The 16471-nt window shown below is 69.8% G+C and carries 15 protein-coding genes; 8 read left to right on the forward strand and 7 right to left on the reverse strand.

What is annotated here, in order from left to right:
- Nucleotides 1–82: 82 nt before the first annotated feature.
- Both ACQEVY_RS37700 and ACQEVY_RS37705 read left to right on the forward strand, forming a co-directional pair.
- Complete coding sequence (locus ACQEVY_RS37700; RefSeq protein ID WP_432954131.1) at nucleotides 83–847, forward strand: SDR family oxidoreductase; 765 nt, start codon at nucleotides 83–85, stop codon at nucleotides 845–847.
- Between the two features lie 215 nt (nucleotides 848–1062).
- The gene (locus ACQEVY_RS37705) at nucleotides 1063–1656 is read left to right on the forward strand and encodes a TetR/AcrR family transcriptional regulator (protein WP_432955612.1); all 594 of its coding nucleotides are present in this window, start codon (nucleotides 1063–1065) and stop codon (nucleotides 1654–1656) included.
- On the opposite strand, the gene ACQEVY_RS37710 is transcribed toward ACQEVY_RS37705, so the two are convergent.
- The 4 genes from ACQEVY_RS37710 to ACQEVY_RS37725 all read right to left on the reverse strand — a co-directional run bounded on the left by ACQEVY_RS37710 (nucleotide 1653) and on the right by ACQEVY_RS37725 (nucleotide 4809).
- Entirely contained in the window at nucleotides 1653–2867 is a 1215-nt protein-coding gene (locus ACQEVY_RS37710) for an acyl-CoA dehydrogenase family protein (protein ID WP_432954133.1), read from the reverse strand. The genes ACQEVY_RS37705 and ACQEVY_RS37710 overlap by 4 nt on opposite strands.
- Before the next feature lie 6 nt (nucleotides 2868–2873).
- A complete protein-coding gene (locus tag ACQEVY_RS37715; RefSeq protein ID WP_432954134.1) occupies nucleotides 2874–3896 on the reverse strand; it encodes a phosphotransferase family protein in 1023 nt (340 codons plus the stop codon).
- A 174-nt stretch (nucleotides 3897–4070) separates the two neighbouring features.
- Nucleotides 4071–4409, reverse strand: coding sequence for a DUF202 domain-containing protein (locus ACQEVY_RS37720; RefSeq protein WP_432954136.1), 339 nt, complete (start codon nucleotides 4407–4409; stop codon nucleotides 4071–4073).
- A 7-nt stretch (nucleotides 4410–4416) separates the two neighbouring features.
- Complete coding sequence (locus ACQEVY_RS37725; RefSeq protein ID WP_328772731.1) at nucleotides 4417–4809, reverse strand: YidH family protein; 393 nt, start codon at nucleotides 4807–4809, stop codon at nucleotides 4417–4419.
- Nucleotides 4810–5502: 693 nt separating this feature from the next.
- Between ACQEVY_RS37725 and ACQEVY_RS37730 the strand changes: the two genes are divergently transcribed.
- The 5 genes from ACQEVY_RS37730 to ACQEVY_RS37750 all read left to right on the forward strand — a co-directional run bounded on the left by ACQEVY_RS37730 (nucleotide 5503) and on the right by ACQEVY_RS37750 (nucleotide 11513).
- On the forward strand, nucleotides 5503–7158 hold the full coding sequence (locus ACQEVY_RS37730) for an FAD-binding dehydrogenase (RefSeq protein WP_432954139.1): 1656 nt from the start codon (nucleotides 5503–5505) through the stop codon (nucleotides 7156–7158).
- 176 nt (nucleotides 7159–7334) lie between these two features.
- Nucleotides 7335–8282 carry a hypothetical protein gene (locus tag ACQEVY_RS37735; RefSeq protein WP_432954140.1) on the forward strand — a complete coding sequence of 316 codons (948 nt, stop codon included), beginning with the start codon at nucleotides 7335–7337 and terminating at the stop codon, nucleotides 8280–8282.
- A 45-nt stretch (nucleotides 8283–8327) separates the two neighbouring features.
- Nucleotides 8328–9896, forward strand: coding sequence for an APC family permease (locus ACQEVY_RS37740; protein WP_432954142.1), 1569 nt, complete (start codon nucleotides 8328–8330; stop codon nucleotides 9894–9896).
- 119 nt (nucleotides 9897–10015) lie between these two features.
- On the forward strand, nucleotides 10016–10765 hold the full coding sequence (locus tag ACQEVY_RS37745; protein ID WP_432954144.1) for a molybdopterin-dependent oxidoreductase: 750 nt from the start codon (nucleotides 10016–10018) through the stop codon (nucleotides 10763–10765).
- 217 nt (nucleotides 10766–10982) lie between these two features.
- Nucleotides 10983–11513, forward strand: coding sequence for a cytochrome b/b6 domain-containing protein (locus ACQEVY_RS37750; protein WP_432955613.1), 531 nt, complete (start codon nucleotides 10983–10985; stop codon nucleotides 11511–11513).
- 799 nt (nucleotides 11514–12312) lie between these two features.
- Here the strand turns inward: ACQEVY_RS37750 and ACQEVY_RS37755 are convergent.
- Together ACQEVY_RS37755 and ACQEVY_RS37760 are read right to left on the reverse strand one after the other, a co-directional pair.
- Nucleotides 12313–13710, reverse strand: coding sequence for a GntP family permease (locus ACQEVY_RS37755; RefSeq protein ID WP_432954145.1), 1398 nt, complete (start codon nucleotides 13708–13710; stop codon nucleotides 12313–12315).
- 77 nt (nucleotides 13711–13787) lie between these two features.
- Nucleotides 13788–14306 (reverse strand): gluconokinase, encoded by a 519-nt coding sequence (locus ACQEVY_RS37760; RefSeq protein ID WP_432954147.1) that lies wholly within the window; start codon nucleotides 14304–14306, stop codon nucleotides 13788–13790.
- Between the two features lie 174 nt (nucleotides 14307–14480).
- Between ACQEVY_RS37760 and ACQEVY_RS37765 the strand changes: the two genes are divergently transcribed.
- Complete coding sequence (locus ACQEVY_RS37765; RefSeq protein ID WP_432954149.1) at nucleotides 14481–15182, forward strand: FadR/GntR family transcriptional regulator; 702 nt, start codon at nucleotides 14481–14483, stop codon at nucleotides 15180–15182.
- A 35-nt stretch (nucleotides 15183–15217) separates the two neighbouring features.
- Here the strand turns inward: ACQEVY_RS37765 and ACQEVY_RS37770 are convergent, their stop codons facing one another.
- Nucleotides 15218–15634: a YchJ family protein gene (locus ACQEVY_RS37770; protein ID WP_432954151.1), complete on the reverse strand. Its 417-nt coding sequence runs from the start codon at nucleotides 15632–15634 to the stop codon at nucleotides 15218–15220.
- Nucleotides 15635–16471: the final 837 nt, after the last annotated feature.

A 16471-nucleotide genomic window follows, 5' to 3' on the forward strand; every position in this document is an offset into this window, starting at 1 on the left:
TTCCCCAGTACATACCGACCGGTTAGTCTGGCTTCCTTCAGTGGAGCCGATTCTCGTCGCGTCATGGTGAGGGAGACCGAGGGTGGAAGCCTTTCAGGATGCCGGAGTGATCGTCACCGGGGCGGGCGGTGGGATCGGGGCCGCGTTGGCTCGGCGGTTCGCCGCTGAAGGGGCTCGAGTTGTCGTCAATGACCTGGACGGCGTGAAGGCCCGGGCCGTTGCCGAGGAGATCGGCGGCATTGCGGTGCCGGGTGACGCCTCCGCGATCGTGGCCGAGGCTCGGGATGCGCTCGGTGGCACGGTGGACGTCTACTGCGCCAACGCCGGGCTCGCGTCCGCGGGTACGGAAGCCGCCGATGAGAAGGTCTGGGCGGCCGCCTGGGATGTGAACGTGATGGCGCACGTGCGTGCGGCGCATGAGCTGATCCCCGGGTGGCTGGAGCAGGGCAGCGGCCGGTTCGTCTCGACGGTTTCGGCTGCCGGGCTGCTCACGATGGTCGGCGCCGCGCCCTACAGCGTCACCAAGCACGGTGCGTACGCCTTCGCCGAGTGGCTGTCGCTCACGTACCGGCATCGTGGCCTCAAGGTGCACGCGATCTGCCCCCAGGGCGTACGGACCGACATGCTGGCCGCCACGGGCAGCGCGGGCGATCTTGTGCTCCAGCCGACCGCCATCGAGCCGGAAGCGGTTGCGGACGCGCTCTTCGCGGGCATCGAGGAGGACCGTTTCCTGATCCTGCCGCACCCCGAGGTTGCCGGGTACTACCAGGCGCGGGCCGCGGACCCGGACCGGTGGCTGACGAGTATGAACCATATTCAGCAGAAATGGGAGGCCGACGGGGGGTGACGACTCACCTGTACGCGGTCAAGTCGGACCCCGGCGCACCGGCTCCGTTGCGAGGAGAGAGACTGTCCACGTACAAGACCCGTACCAGGTCGTGAACCTGCCCTGCTTGCCGAAACCGGGCAGTGAGAAGATCCTCCGGCGGGAGCTGCTCACGCACAACGTCAGTGCGGGCAGCACGGAAAACGGTTGTGACCCTCGAAAGGCAGGTGGCGGCGGTGCCCAAGACGATGGAAGGGGACGGTACGCCCGTTCCGAGGCGGCTGCTGGCGGCCGCCACCAGACTCTTCGCCGAGCAGGGGTACGACCGCACCTCGGTGCAGGAGATCGTCGAGGCGGCGGGCGTCACCAAAGGCGCGCTGTACCACTACTTCGGCTCCAAGGACGATCTGCTGCACGAGGTGTACGCGCGCGTGCTGCGCCTGCAGCAGGAGCGACTGGACGCCTTCGCGGGCGCCGACGCACCCGTCGAGGAGCGGCTGCGGGGGGCCGCTGCCGACGTGGTCGTCACCACGATCGAGAACCTCGACGACGCGGCGATCTTCTGGCGCTCCATGCACCACCTCAGCCCCGAGAAGAACAAGCAGGTACGCGCCGAGCGCCGCAGCTACCACGAACGTTTCCGCGCCCTGATCGAAGAGGGCCAGGAATCGGGTGTCTTCTCCAAGGCGACGCCCGCCGACCTGGTCGTGGACTACCACTTCGGCTCCGTGCACCACCTGCCGACGTGGTACCGCCCCGACGGCCCGCTGAGCCCGCAGCAGGTCGCCGACCATCTCGCCGACCTGCTGCTACGGGCCCTGCGCCCCTAGAGGTACTGCTTGATCTCGCGGCGTGCCAGCGAGCGCTGGTGCACCTCGTCCGGACCGTCCGCGAGCTGCAGTGTGCGGGCGCTCGCCCAGAGTTCGGCGAGCGGGAAGTCCTGGCTGACGCCGCCCGCGCCGTGCAGCTGCACGGCCTTGTCGAGGATGTCGACGACCGTCCGCGGAGTCGCGATCTTGATCGCCTGGATCTCGGTGTGCGCACCGCGATTCCCGACGGTGTCCATCATCCAGGCCGTCTTCAGGACCAGCAGCCGCAGCTGCTCGACGGCGACGCGCGCGTCCGCGATCCAGTTCTGTACGACGCCCTGCTGAGCGAGCGGCTTGCCGAAGGCGGTGCGTGAGACGGCCCGGCGGCACATCAGCTCGATGGCCCGTTCCGCCATGCCGATCAGCCGCATGCAGTGGTGGATACGACCCGGACCCAGCCGCGCCTGCGCGATGGCGAAACCGCCGCCCTCCTCGCCGATCAGATTACTCACGGGAACCCGCACCCGGTCGAAGACGACCTCCGCGTGCCCGCCGTGGGAGTGGTCCTCGTAGCCGTACACCTGCATCGCCCGGCTGACTTCGACGCCCGGGGTGTCGCGGGGCACAAGCACCATGGACTGCTGACGTCGGATGTCGTCCCCGTCCGGGTCCGTCTTGCCCATCACGATGAAGATCTTGCAGTCCGGGTTCATCGCCCCGGAGATGTACCACTTGCGGCCGCTGATGACGTACTCGTCGCCGTCGCGCTCGATGTGCGTGGTGATGTTCGTGGCGTCGGAGGAGGCCACGTCCGGCTCGGTCATGGCGAACGCCGAACGGATCTCACCGGCCAGCAGCGGCTGAAGCCACTGCTTCTTCTGCTGCTCGTCGCCGAACTGCGCGAGCACCTCCATGTTGCCCGTGTCGGGCGCCGCGCAGTTCGTCGCCGTCGGCGCCAACTGCGGGGAACGGCCGGTGATTTCAGCGAGCGGCGCGTACTGGAGATTCGTCAGCCCGGCCCCGTACTCGGTGTCCGGCAGGAACAGATTCCACAGCCCCTGCCGCTGCGCCTCGGCCTTCAACTCCTCTACGACAGCGGGGGTGTCCCACGGCGAGGCCAGCTTGGTCCGCTGCTCATGAGCGACCGTCTCGGCCGGATAGACGTACTCGTCCATGAAGGCGAGGAGCTTGGCCCGCAGCTCCTCGGTGCGCGCGTCGAAAGCGAAGTCCATGGCTGATCAGCCTTCCTGAAGGGTGGTCAGACCGTGCTCGATGAACACGGGCACCAGCTCGCCGATGCGGTCGAAACCCGCGCCGACCGTCTGGCCGAGCGTGTAGCGGTAGTGGATGCCTTCGAGGATCACGGCGAGCTTGAACCAGGCAAACGCCGTGTACCACGAGACGGCGGACACGTCGCGCCCCGAGCGCGCGGCGTACCGCTCGATCAGTTCGGCCGGCTCCGGATGCCCGGCGGCCTCGGCGGTCGTGGACACCGGAGAGTCGGGCGCGTCGAGCGGTTGGCTGTACATCACCAGCAGCCCGAGGTCCGTGAGCGGATCACCGAGCGTCGACATCTCCCAGTCGAGGATGGCGTTGATCCGGTCGCCTTCCCCGATCAGTACGTTGTCCAGGCGGTAGTCGCCGTGCACGACCGTGGCCGTAGGCGAATCCGGGAGCTCGCGCCCGAGCGCGGCATGCAGCTCATCTATCCCGGCCAGCTCCCGATTGCGGGAGGCGTCCAACTGCTTTCCCCAGCGCCGCAGTTGCCGGTCCAGGAAGCCCTCAGGACGGCCGAAGTCCTCCAGCCCCACCTCGGCGGGTTCCACCGCATGCAGTTCGACGAGTGTGTCGACGAGGCTCAGCACCGCGTCGCGGGTGCGCTCCGGGCCGAGCGAGGCGAGCTGCTCGGCCGTCCGGTACGGCGTGCCCTCCACGAAGTCCATGACGTAGAACGGCGCGCCCAGCACCTCCGTGTCCTCGCACAGCAGCACCGGACGCGGCACCGGCACGGCCGTCGGGTGCAGCGCGCTGATCACCCGGTGCTCGCGCTTCATGTCATGCGCGGTGGCCAGCACATGGCCCAGCGGAGGCCGCCGGACGACCCACTTCGCGCTGCCGTCCGTCACGGCGTACGTGAGGTTCGACCGTCCGCCCTCGATCAGCCGGCCCGTCAGCGGGCCGTGCACCAGACCGGGCCGCTCGGCGTCGAGCAGGCCGCGCAGTCGGTCGAGATCGAGACCTGGCGGGTGGTCTTGGCTCATCGTGTTCCTCCGTACGCCGGTGTATGGGGTTCTCTCATGATGCCGACCGGTCGGTATGTCGTCCAGTACGGCGGCGAAACGTGATCGATATTTCGTGGGTTTCGATCGCGCGGGGTCTGCTCTTCGCTACTAGGCCTGCACGAATGTACGCGAGCGGGTCCGCGCCCTCGGTCGTCACAGGACCAGCACCGCCGCGCACCCGGCCAGGGCCACGGTGCACAGGGCGGCGGCACTCGCGTGCCTCGGGCTGAGCGCCGCGGGGCCGGTCCGCTCGGTCGTCGTCAGGGTGCTGATGCGGTGGTGGGCGACGGCGAGGAAGCCCAGCCAGAGTGCTGCGCACAGGGCGCAGGTGAGGACCCCTGCGGTCGTCGGGCCGCTGTGCAGGGCGCTTCTGGCGGCCAGTACGGCGACGACGGTGCCGGCGAGGGTCGTACGGCGCCATGCCAGCCGCGTACGTTCCGGTTGCAGGCCGGGGTCTCGGGTGGCCTGGGGGCCCTGGTCGGGTGTGGTCATGTCGCTGTCAGCCTTCCCAGCCGAAGAGCACGATCACGACCATCGCGATGGCGACGATCGCGATCACGATGCTCAGCAGGGCGGGGAAGCGGGACACGGGCAGGTCCTCGCCCCTGCGCATCGCTCGCTCGCAGCGTACCCAGTGGTTCACTGCGCGGAGCGAGCACAGGACGCCTGCGGCGAGGAGGCCGAGGGCCAGGCCTACGCGCCAGCCCCAGCGGAGGTCCGGCAGGAACTGATCCACCGCGAAGCCGCCGCCGATGAGGGCGAGGGCTGTGCGGAGCCAGGCCAGGAACGTGCGCTCGTTCGCGAGAGAGAACCGGTAGTCCGGCGTGCCGCCGTCCTCCCGGATTCGCGCCGGGGCGAACCACAGGCGGACGTTCCGCGCAAATTCGATCACATCAGGACCCTATATGGGCGGGGGGTGGCTACTGGGTGGGTGGGTTCGGTGCATGGGCGACGGCGGGTCCGTCGTGGCGGTTCCTTTCCCCAGCCCCGCCCCTTCCCGAAACTGGGGGCTGCGCCCCCAGGCCCCGCTGCCTCCGGCGGGGTGGGTGGGGTGCCTACTGGGGTGGTGGGTGACAGTCGTGTCGCGGCTGCGGGTGCGTTGTGGCTGGTCGCGCAGTTCCCCGCGCCCCTAAAAAGCCTGCGACTGCCCGCACCCCTGAAGAGCAAGCGAGCCGAAAAGCCCGTACCCCGACGAAATCGGCACCGTTCCGCCGGCGGGAGGGGACGTGGGCCGGTGCGTCCTATGCCCGTCGCTTAGCTTCGGTCTGGGCATACCTGCGCCCTGTGTCAGCACGGGGCCGTATGCCCTGTTGGCGACGGGCTGACGCACCGGACCGCGGCCCCGCACCCACCACGCGCCTAAGGGGCGCGGGGAACTGCGCGAGCAACCACGCTCGACCCGCAGCCGCGACACGCAGTGTCACCCACCACCCCCTGGCGGGGGGCCTGGGGCGCAGCCCCCGTTTCGGGAAGGGGCGGGGCTGGGGAAAAGAACCGCCCAACCGCCGGAGGCAACAGGTTGACGCAATCACGTCGCGTGGCCAAGGATCTGACCGACCAGTAACAAGCCGAGGAGGGCCTGCTCATGGCGTACGACGCAGATGTGATCGTGATCGGGGCGGGCCTCGCCGGGTTGGCGGCGACCGCGGAGCTCGTCGACGCCGGTCGCAAGGTGATCCTTCTCGACCAGGAACCGGAGCAGTCGATCGGCGGCCAGGCGCACTGGTCGTTCGGCGGACTGTTCTTCGTGAACTCGCCCGAGCAGCGCCGTATGCGGATCAAGGACAGCCATGCGCTGGCCCTCCAGGACTGGATGGGCACCGCGGCGTTCGACCGCGAAGAGGACCACTGGCCACGAAAGTGGGCCGAGGCGTACGTCGACTTTGCGGCCGGCGAGAAACGGCCCTGGCTGCACGCCCAGGGCGTGCGGTTCTTCCCGGTGGTCGGCTGGGCCGAACGCGGCGGCTATGACGCCAACGGGCACGGCAACTCCGTACCGCGTTTCCACATCACGTGGGGAACCGGGCCGGGGCTCGTCGAGCCCTTCGAGCGCAGAGTGAGGGCCGGCGTCGCGCGCGGGCTCGTACAGCTCAAGTTCCGGCACCGCGTCACCGGCCTCTCCCGCAGCGCGGGCACGGTGGACACGGTCACCGGGGAGATCCTGGAAACCTCGGACATCGAGCGGGGGCAGGAAAGCAGCCGCACCGTCACCGGCGCCTTCGAGCTGCGCGCGCAGGCGGTGATCGTCACCTCCGGCGGCATCGGCGGCAACCACGATCTCGTACGGGCCAACTGGCCCCAGCGCCTTGGCGGTCCGCCGGAGCGGATGATCTCCGGCGTGCCCGCGCACGTTGACGGCAAGATGCTCGCCATCGCGGAGGACGCGGGCGCGCGCCTCATCAACCGCGACCGCATGTGGCACTACACCGAGGGCATCCAGAACTGGAACCCCATCTGGGACAACCACGGCATCCGCATCCTGCCCGGCCCGTCGTCGCTGTGGCTGAATGCGCGCGGCAAGCGGCTGCCCGTGCCGCTGTTCCCCGGCTTCGACACGCTCGGCACGCTGGAGCACATCATGAAGACCGGTTACGACTACACGTGGTTCGTGCTCAACCAGCGGATCATCGGCAAGGAGTTCGCGCTCTCGGGTTCGGAGCAGAACCCCGATCTGACCGGGAAGTCCGTCAAGGACGTCTTCGTACGGGCGCGGGCCGACGTGCCCGGCCCGGTGAAGGCCTTCATGGACAACGGAGTCGACTTCGTCGTGGAGAAGGACCTCAGCGCACTCGTCCGCGGCATGAACGCGCTGACGAAGGAGCCGCTCCTCGATGAGGCCGTTCTGCGCCGCGAGATCACCGCGCGCGACCGGGAGATCGCGAACCCGTTCACCAAGGACCTCCAGGTCACGGCGATGCGCGGGGCACGCAAGTTCCTCGGGGACAAGCTGATCCGTACGGCCTCACCGCACCGCATCCTCGATCCCAAGGCCGGCCCGCTGATCGCCGTACGCCTCAACATCCTCACCCGCAAGACCCTCGGCGGTCTGGAGACGGACCTCTCCTCGCGCGTGCTGACGGAGGGCGGGGATCCGCTGCCCGGCGTGTACGCGGCGGGGGAGGCGGCCGGATTCGGCGGCGGGGGAGTGCACGGATACCGGTCCCTGGAGGGCACGTTCCTCGGCGGCTGTCTGTTCTCGGGCCGGACGGCGGGCCGCGCGGCGGCGAAGGCGGTCAGCTGAGGGGTGAGTTGAGGGGAAAAGGTGAGGGCTGGGGGTCAACTCCCCGCCCTCGTTGCCCACTTCCGGTGGTGTACAGACACAAATAAGCCATTTGTAAGGCTTGACGTGAGCCTTGGGTGGAGGTTGGCTGTGCGTGATCAGTCGCTGATGTGACCGCCGTGTGAGGAAGTCCAGCGGTGTCCCCACCCCCACCCCTCGGCCGCGGCCGCAAGCGCGCGGCCCATGCCTTCGACAGTGCTCTCGGAGACACCGAACTCATCACAGCCCGCGCCGCGTTGGCGCAGGGCCGCTGGACCGCCGTACGCGCGCTGCTGGTGGCGACCGGCGACGACTGGGACCGCCGCGGGCATCGCGTCACCGTGCTGGCGCAGGAGTCCAGTACGCAGGCCTGGGCCCGGGACTGGCTGCTCGCCGAACCCGAGTCCGCCGACGCCGCCGTGCTGCTCGCCGTCGCCTCCGTGCAACGCGCCCTGAACCGCAAGGAGAAGCCGGACAAGGCGCGCAAGGCCTGCCACAGCGCGGTCGCGCTCGCGCCCGCCGACCCCACGCCCTGGCTCGGACTGCTGATGCTGGAGCGCTCCCTGGGCAGCGACGAGGACGTGGTCCGGATCTTCGACGAGGTACGCCATCGCCACCCCGACCACCACCACGCCCACCATCTGATGACCGCCCGGCTCGCCGAGCGCCGGCCGGGAGCGGGCCAGGACCCGCTGCACGAGGTGTACGACTTCGCCGGCTGGTCCGCCGAACAGGCGCCCGCCGACTCGCCGTTGGCCATCCTGCCGGTCGTCGCGCACGCCGAGCGCTATCGCGTGCTGGCCGCCGCCGGCTGGGAACCCGCCGACCCCGCGGCCTCGGGGCACTGGGTCGGCCGCCGGGCCCGCCAGGTGATGAAGGCCGCCTTCGACTGGTGGCTGGAATGGGAGCGCGACGACCATCCGCGCAGCCATGTCGACCTCAACTTCCTTGCCCACGCCAAGTTCTGCGAGGGCCGGGGCGCCGAGGCCGCCGCCCTGTTCCACCGGATCGGACCGCACGCGACCCCGGCCCCGTGGTCGTACCCCGGCCGAGATCCGTACACCGCTTTCCGTGCCGCGCGCGACAGCGTGCTCGGCACGGCATGAAGAACAGTGATGTCCGAACTTGATATTCGAAAGGACAACCCCGCGATGACCACGGGCAGTTCGAATCCCTCGAGCACTACGAGCGCGAGCAGACCGGCAGCCGAAGGCAGCGGCATCAGCACCTTCAAGGGGCAGGAGCGCGCACTGCGCGCCGACCGGCTCGGCACGGCGGGCCTGCTGCTGTCCGTGCTCGCGGCCACCGCCCCGCTCATGGTGGTAGCGGGTGTCATGCCCACGGCATTCGCGGTGATGGGCATCGTCGGCCAGCCGCTGCTCTTCGTCATCCTCGGCGTGGTGCTCGTCCTCTTCAGCGTCGGATACGCGGAGATGAGCCGCCATGTCCACAACGCCGGAGCCTTCTACGCGTACGTCGCCCGCGGCCTCGGCGGCACCGCCGGTTCGGGTGCGGCGGCGGTCGCGCTCGTCGCGTACAACGCCCTTCAGGTGGGCATCTACGGCATCTTCGGCTTCGAGGTGTCCGGACTGTTCGCCACGTACCTCGACCTCGAAATCGCCTGGTGGATACCGTCGTTGATCGCCGCGATCGTCGTCGGCCTGCTCGGCTGGCTGAAGATCGACGTGAACGCGCGCGTGCTCGGCATCCTGCTGATCATCGAGGTGGCGCTCGTCGTCATCTTCGACTTCGCGGCCGTCGCCGACCCCGCCGGGGAGGGCCTGTCGTTGCACGCCTTCAACCCGGACACGCTCACCGGGGCGGGCCTCGGCACCGCGCTGTGCTTCTGCGTCGCCGCCTTCCTCGGCTTCGAACAGGCCCCCGTGTACGCCGAGGAGACCAGCCGTCCGCACATCCTGGTCCCGCGCGTGATGTTCCTCGCGGTCGGCTTCGTCGCCGTCTTCTTCGCGATCAGCTCCTGGGCGCTGACCGTCGCCGCCGGACCCAAGGCGATCGTGGGCACGGCGCAGGAGCAGAGTGCCGGGCTGCTGTTCTTCCTCACCGAGTCGCGGCTCGGCGGGACCTTTACGGACGTACTCCATGTCCTGTTCGTGACCGGCATGTTCGCGGCGATGCTCAGCTTCCACAACGTCGTCGCGCGGTACGCCTTCGCCATGGGCCGCGAGGGGCTGCTGCCCGCCGCGTTCGGCCGCACGTCGGGCACGAGCGGTGCCCCCGGCACGGGCTCGCTCCTGCAGACCGTCGTCGCCGTGCTGGTCGTGGCCGGCTTCGCGGTGGCCGACGACAAGCCGACCGGTGACCCGACCGCTCCCGTGCTGCAGCTGTTCACCTGGCTCGGCAACATCGGAGCGCTCGGCGTCATCCTGCTCATGGCGGCGGCCTCGCTCTCGGTCATCGTGTTCTTCGTCCGCCGCGGCGCCGCCGGCGCGCAGGCCTGGCGGCTGGCCGCCTCCGCGATCGCGGGCGTCTCGCTCCTGGTCATCGCCTTCTACACCGTCACGGACTTCGACGTACTCGTGGGCGCGGGCCCCGGTTCCCTGGCGACCTGGGTGCTGCCGGGCATCATCCTGCTGGCCGCCGTCCTCGGCCTCCTCCAGGGCCTGCTGCTGCGCTCCCGCAACCCCGAGGCGCACGCCCGCATCGGGCTCGGCAACGAGGCGTTCCAGCTGGACAAGGCGGCGGAGTCCAGCACGAATTAGGTGCTACGGGCTACGGGCTACGGGTCATGCGCTCGTGGTTACGAACTAGTGGTTACGGATTACTGACGGGCACTCCTGGCCCCTGGCTTTCCTGGGGCCGGGAGTGCTCGAATCGTTTCGTGAACTCGGAACAACCGTCGGAACAACCGACAGCATCGGAACCGGAGCCCGGCGGCGCCCCCATTGGGCGGCGGCTTCTGCTCGGCACGCTCGGACTCGGGGCGCTCGGCGTCGCCGCCGCGCCCGTGCTCCAGCGAGGCCTCGAGTCCTTCCTCGGCGGCGCCGCCGACAAGGACCCCACCGGACTGACCGGCCTCCTCCCCAACGGAGGCGGCTTCCGCTACTACTCGGTCACCTCGTCCGTCCCGAAGAAGGGCGAGGACGACTACCGCCTCACCATCGACGGCCTGGTCGACCGCCCCACCACGTACACGCTCGCCGAGCTGCGCGCCCTGCCGCAGACCCGGATGGTCCGCGACGTCCAGTGCGTCACGGGCTGGCGGGTGCCGGACACGCCTTTCGAAGGCGTACGACTCTCGCAGTTGCTGGACGCGGCAGGAGTGCGGTCCTCGGCAGGGGCCGTGCGCTTCATGTGCTTCGACGGTGCGTACTCGGAAAGCCTGACGCTGTCCCAGGCCCGCCGCGACGACGTTCTCGTCGCCCTCCGTATGCAGGACAAGAACCTGTCCCACTCCCACGGCGGCCCCGTCCGCCTCTACGTAGCTCCCATGTACTTCTACAAGTCCGCGAAGTGGCTCTCCGGCATCACCCTCACGTCGGACGTCCGTCCCGGCTACTGGGAGAAGCGCGGCTACGACGTGGACGCGTGGGTGGGGCGCTCGAACGGACGTGATGATGAGGCCACGTGAGACTCCGTCGGTGGCGGGGGGTTCGGGGCGGGCGCCTGGTCCGGCGGGGGCGGGTGGTTCGGCGCCATCGCCTGGTCCGGCGCGGGCGGGTGGTTCGGCGGGGTCCGACGAGGCCGTCGGTTCCGCCTCCTCCGCCGCCTCGGGCTCTGCCGCCTCTGGGCGGGTGCGGCGGTTCAGCCGGGGTGAGCGGTGGGTGCACCGGGTGACGGCTGTGTTGATGGGGGTGTGTGTGGTGACCGCCGCCTGCCTGTACGTGCCTCAGCTGGCGGAACTGGTCGGGCGGCGTGCGCTGGTGGTTGTGGTGCATGAGTGGTCGGGGTTGTTGCTGCCGGTTCCGGTGTTGGTGGGGCTCGTCTCGCGGGCGTTCCGCGCGGATCTGCGGCTGCTGAACCGGTTCGGGCCGCATGACCGGGTGTGGCTGCGGTCGGCTTTGCGCCGCGACGCCCGGCCCGAGTCGCGTCCGGCCGGGAAGTTCAACGCCGGTCAGAAGACGTATGCGGCGTGGATTGCCGGGGCGACGCTGGTGATGCTCGGCACCGGGCTGATGATGTGGTTCACGCATCTCACGCCACTGGTGTGGCGGACCAGTGCGACGTTCGTCCACGACTGGCTGGCCCTGACGATCGGCATCGTCCTGGCCGGGCACATCGGCATGGCGCTGGCGGATCCGGAGGCGCGGAGGGGGATGCGGACGGGGTGGGTGAGCAGGGAGTGGGCTAAGCGGGAGCATTCGCATTGGCGTCTGTAGGGGGTTCGTTTTTGGCTGCGGCGCTGTTGGGGCTGGTCGCGCAGCCGTGCGGGGTGCCTCCGGCGGTTGGGCGGTTGGGTTCGTTTTCGGCTGCGGCGCCGTTGTGGCTGGTCGCGCAGTTCCCCGCGCCCCTTGGGTGGTTGGTGGGTGCGGGGCCGCGGTCCGGTGCGTCAGCCCGTCGCCAACAGGGCATACGACCCCTTGCTTCCACAGGGCGCAGCTGTGCCCAGACCGAAGCTAAGCGACGGGCATAGGACGCACCGGCCCACGTCCCCTCCCGCCGGCGGGAAGCGGCGGGTAGTCGGGGGTCCGGGCTTTTCCTCGCGGGCGGGTTCCGAGGCGCGGGCCCCTTCCGGGCCGCGGGCTGGTACCGGGCGCGGGCCCATTCGGGCCGCGGGCTGGTTCGGGGCGCGGGCCCCTTCCGGGGCGCGGGCTGGTACCGGGCGCGGGCCCTTCCGGGCCGCGGGCTTGCTCGGGGCGCGGGCGCCTTCCGGGGCGGGCGCTTTTCGGTTCGCTTGCTCTTCCGGGTGCGGGCAGGTTTTTAGGGGCGCGGGGAACTGCGCGACCAGCCACAACGCACCCGCACCCGCGACACGCTGTCACCCCCCACCCCGATAGGCGCCCCACACACTCCAAGCACCCCCGCCGGAGGCGCCCCACCCACCCCGAGAACCCACCCACCCGCCGAAGGCGCCCACCCACCCCGCCGGAGGCAGGGGGCCTGGGGGCGGAGCCCCCAGTTTCGGGAAGGGGCGGGGCTGGGGAAAGAAACCTGTGCCCCCCCGAGGAGTCGACGCCGCTAAAGGACCAGCGACAGCAGCAGCACCACGCCCCCGGCGACCACCGAGATGATGGTCTCCATCACTGACCACGTCTTGATCGTCTGGCCGACATCAAGGCCGAAGTACTCCTTCACCAGCCAGAACCCGGCATCGTTCACATGGCTGAAGAACAACGACCCCGCCCCAATAGCCAGCACCAGCAAAGACGCATGCGCCGTAGACATATCGGCCGCAAGCGGCGCCACAAGCCCGGCCGCCGAGATCGTGGCAACGGTCGCGGACCCCGTCGCAAGCCGAATCGCCACCGCGATCAACCACGCGAGAAGCAGCGCGGGTATCGACCAGTCCTCGGAGATGTCCAGAATCATCTGACCCACCCCGGAGTCGATCAGCGTCTGCTTGAAACCGCCACCCGCCCCGACGATGAGCAGAATGCCCGCGATCGGCCCGAGAGACTTCTCGACCGTCGTAGAGATCCGGTCCTTGGCGAACCCAGCCGCCCGCCCAAGCGTGAAGATGCCGACGATCACCGCCGCGAGCAACGCGATCAGCGGCGACCCGACCACGTCGAAGACACGCTGCACCGTGTTCTCGGGATCGTCGATAACGATGTCCACCAGCGCCTTGGCGAGCATCAACACGACCGGCAGCAGCACGGTGGCGATGGTGACGCCGAACCCGGGACGCTTCTCCAACTCGTCGGAGGTGCGCTGCGGGATCATCTTCTCGGGGGCGGGCACGTCCACCCAGCGGGCCGCGTACTTCGAGAACATCGGCCCCGCGATGATCACGGTCGGTATCGCGACGAGCAGACCGAGGGCGAGGGTGACGCCGAGGTCCGCCTTCACGGTGTCGATCGCGACCAACGGGCCGGGGTGCGGCGGAATCAGACCGTGCATCACGGACAGACCCGCGAGCGCCGGGATACCGATCCGCATCAGCGAGTAGTTGCCGCGCTTCGCCACCATCAGAACGACCGGAATCAGCAGCACGATGCCGACCTCGAAGAACAGCGGCAGTCCGATCACCGAGGCGATCAGCACCATCGCCCATGGCATCGACCGCCCACCGGCCTTCGCGAGGATCGTGTCGACGATCTGGTCCGCGCCGCCGGAGTCCGCGAGCAGCTTGCCCAAGATGGCACCGAGCGCGATCAGGACACCCACACCGGCGACCGTCGAGCCGAGGCCGGCACTGAAGCTCTCGATGGCCTTGTCGAGCGGCGCCCCGGCGATGGCGCCCAGCGCCAGTGTGCCGATGGTCAGTGCGAGAAAGGCGTGCAGCTTGAACTTCGTGATGAGCAGGACGATGACGGCGATGCCCGCCAGGACGGCTATGCCCAGCTGTGCGTGACCCGCCGAGGTAATCGGCTCGACGGGCTCCGCTGCCAGCATCTCGACACTGAGACTGGTCACGGTGTTGTTCCTTGAGTGGCTTGGGGGGAGGGGGAGTTACTGCTCAGGGGGTACTCGGGGCGTTGCTGGGCGAGGAGTTACCGGTCGAGGCCGCGCAGTGCGGTCACGGCCCGCTCGGCGATCTCCTCCGGGCTGCCGGAGACGTCCACGGCGACACCCGCCTCGTCCGCCTCGAGCGGCTGGAGGGTGGCGAACTGGGAGTCCAGCAGCGCCGTCGGCATGAAGTGCCCCTGACGGTGCGCCATCCGGTCCTCGATGAGCCTGCGGTCACCCGTGAGATGAACGAAGACGACGCCGGGCGCGGAGGCCCGCAAGCGGTTGCGGTAACTCCGTTTCAGCGCCGAGCAGCTGACCACCCCGCCGAGCCCCGCCCGCTCGTGCGCCCACCGGCCGATGGCGTCCAGCCAGGGCCGGCGGTCCTCGTCGGTGAGCGGCGTACCGGCCGACATCTTGGCGATGTTGGCCTCGGGGTGGAACTCGTCGCCCTCGGCGTACGGCACGCCGAGCCGGTCGGCGACACGGGGCCCGACGGTGGTCTTGCCGGTGCCTGCGACACCCATGACCACGACGACATGGGGGAACCGCGGTTGATTCATCGTGTTCTCGCTGTCTTCTTCTTCGTCACCGGATGGGCCGACATCGAGCAGTCGACATCGACGGGTGCCGCATCCGTGCACGACACTGAAACTCATTAGTCATACGAATTCAAGAGTCGGTGCCATAAAGGTCTGACTTTTTCTCCGCACGAACCGCCTCGTAGGCTGAACCTCATGACCACACCGGGCCGGGGGCTGCACGGCCATGTACTGGAGAGCCTCGGTCCCGCCATCACCGCGGGTGAGTACCCGCCGGGCAGCGTCCTGCGCACCGACGAACTGGCGCAGCGCTTCGATGTGTCGCGGTCGGTGATGCGGGAGGCCGTACGGGTCCTGGAATCGATGCACCTGGTCGAGTCACGCCGCCGGGTGGGCGTGACCGTGCTCCCAACCTCCGAGTGGAACGTCTACGATCCGCAGGTCATCCGGTGGCGTCTCGCGGGCGCCGACCGGCCGCGCCAGCTGCGCTCGCTCACGGTGCTGCGTTCCGCCGTCGAACCGGTTGCCGCGGGTCTTGCCGCCCAGCACGCCACGGCCGAAGAGTGTGCCGAACTCACCGAGTGCGCCCTGGGGATGGTCGCCAGCTCACGCGGCCATCAGCTCGAGAAGTACCTCTTCCATGACGTCGCTTTCCACCGGGTCATCCTCAACGCGTCCCGCAACGAGATGTTCGCGCGCCTCGGCGACGTCGTCGCGGAGGTCCTGGCGGGCCGCACCCGCCACCAGGTCATGTTCTGGGACCCCGACCCGGCCGCGGTCACCCTGCACGTCAAGGTTGCGGAGGCGGTACGGGAGCGCGACGGGGCCCGTGCGGAGGAACTGACCCGGGAAATCGCGGTGGGCGCGCTTCAGGAACTGGACATACTGGCGCCCTGAGCCGCATACGCCCGCAGCTCGATGTCCGCTGCCGGTTACTCGATGAACTCCCCGTCGACGTACACCCATGCTCCGTCGACGCGCTCGAATCGGCTGCGCTCGTGCAGTGCGCCTCCGGCGTATGAGGCGCGGAAGGTGACGGTTCCTTTGCTGTGGAACGCCGTCCCCTCGGCGGTGCCGAGGATTTCCAGCCCGGTCCAGCGGGTCCCCGGCTCGAGCTCCACGCGGGGCGGTCGGGTTCGCGGATGCCACGTCCGTAGCAGGTATGCCTCGTCGTGTCGCACGAACGCGCAGTATCGCGACCGCATCAGCGCTTCGGCGGTCGCGGCCGCCTGCGCGCTGGAGTGCAGGCGTCCACAACACTCCGCGTACGGCGCGCCGAGGCCGCAGGGGCACGCACCGGCATCCGCCGCACGACCACGCGCCCGCTGCCGAGAACCACGTCGAGACATGGCCCCATTGTGCCGCGACCGCCCCCTGAGCGAGGGGTTCCTTTCTCCCCAGCCCCGCCCCTTCCCGAAACTGGGGGCTCCGCCCCCAGGCCCCCTGCCTCCGGCGGGTGGGTGGGCGTCGCCTTCGGCGGGTGGGTGGGTTTGCGGGGTGGGTGGGGTGCTCACGCGCGGGTGGGTGCCTACCGGGGTGGTGGGTGACAGTCGTGTCGCGGCTGCGGGTGCGTTGTGGCTGGTCGCGCAGTTCCCCGCGCCCCTAAAAACCTGCCCGCACCCGGAAGAGCAAGCGAACCGAAAGCCCCCCGCCCCAGAAGGCGCCCGCGCCCCGAACCAGCCCGCGGCCCGGAAGGGCCCGCGCCCGGTACCAGCCCGCGACCCGGAAGGGGCCCGCGCCCCGAACCAGCCCGCGGCCCGAATGGGCCCACGCCCGGTACCAGCCCGCGGCCCGGAAGGGGCCCGCGCCTCGGAACCCGCCCGCGCGGAAAGCCCGGACACCCGACTACCCGCAGCTTCCCTCCGGCGGGAGGGGACGTGGGCCGGTGCGTCCTATGCCCGTCGCTTAGCTTCGGTCTGGGCACACCAGCACCCTGCATCAGCAAGGGGTCGTATGCCCCGTTGGCGACGGGCTGACGCACCGGACCGCGGCCCCGCACCCACCAACCACCCAAGGGGCGCGGGGAACTGCGCGACCAGCCACGACGGTGCCGCAGTCGCCCAACCGCCGGAGGCACCCCGCGGGGCTGCGCGACCAGCCACACTCAACCCGCACCCGCCCAACCGCCGGAGGCACCCCGCACGGCTGCGCGAGCAACCACAACGCACCCGCACAAGACAACGAAC

This window comes from Streptomyces sp. CA-288835 (assembly GCF_050936385.1).
Classification (GTDB): domain Bacteria; phylum Actinomycetota; class Actinomycetes; order Streptomycetales; family Streptomycetaceae; genus Streptomyces.

Bases quoted from the DNA above. Each gene is read 5' to 3' on its own strand.
- ACQEVY_RS37710 (WP_432954133.1), bottom strand. From the start codon at position 2,867: ATGGACTTCGCTTTCGACGCGCGCACCGAGGAGCTGCGGGCCAAGCTC.
- ACQEVY_RS37715 (WP_432954134.1), bottom strand. From the start codon at position 3,896: ATGAGCCAAGACCACCCGCCAGGTCTCGATCTCGACCGACTGCGCGGC.
- ACQEVY_RS37720 (WP_432954136.1), bottom strand. From the start codon at position 4,409: ATGACCACACCCGACCAGGGCCCCCAGGCCACCCGAGACCCCGGCCTG.
- ACQEVY_RS37730 (WP_432954139.1), top strand. From the start codon at position 5,503: ATGGCGTACGACGCAGATGTGATCGTGATCGGGGCGGGCCTCGCCGGG.
- ACQEVY_RS37740 (WP_432954142.1), top strand. From the start codon at position 8,328: ATGACCACGGGCAGTTCGAATCCCTCGAGCACTACGAGCGCGAGCAGA.
- ACQEVY_RS37750 (WP_432955613.1), top strand. From the start codon at position 10,983: ATGGGGGTGTGTGTGGTGACCGCCGCCTGCCTGTACGTGCCTCAGCTG.
- ACQEVY_RS37760 (WP_432954147.1), bottom strand. From the start codon at position 14,306: ATGAATCAACCGCGGTTCCCCCATGTCGTCGTGGTCATGGGTGTCGCA.
- ACQEVY_RS37765 (WP_432954149.1), top strand. From the start codon at position 14,481: ATGACCACACCGGGCCGGGGGCTGCACGGCCATGTACTGGAGAGCCTC.
- ACQEVY_RS37770 (WP_432954151.1), bottom strand. From the start codon at position 15,634: ATGTCTCGACGTGGTTCTCGGCAGCGGGCGCGTGGTCGTGCGGCGGAT.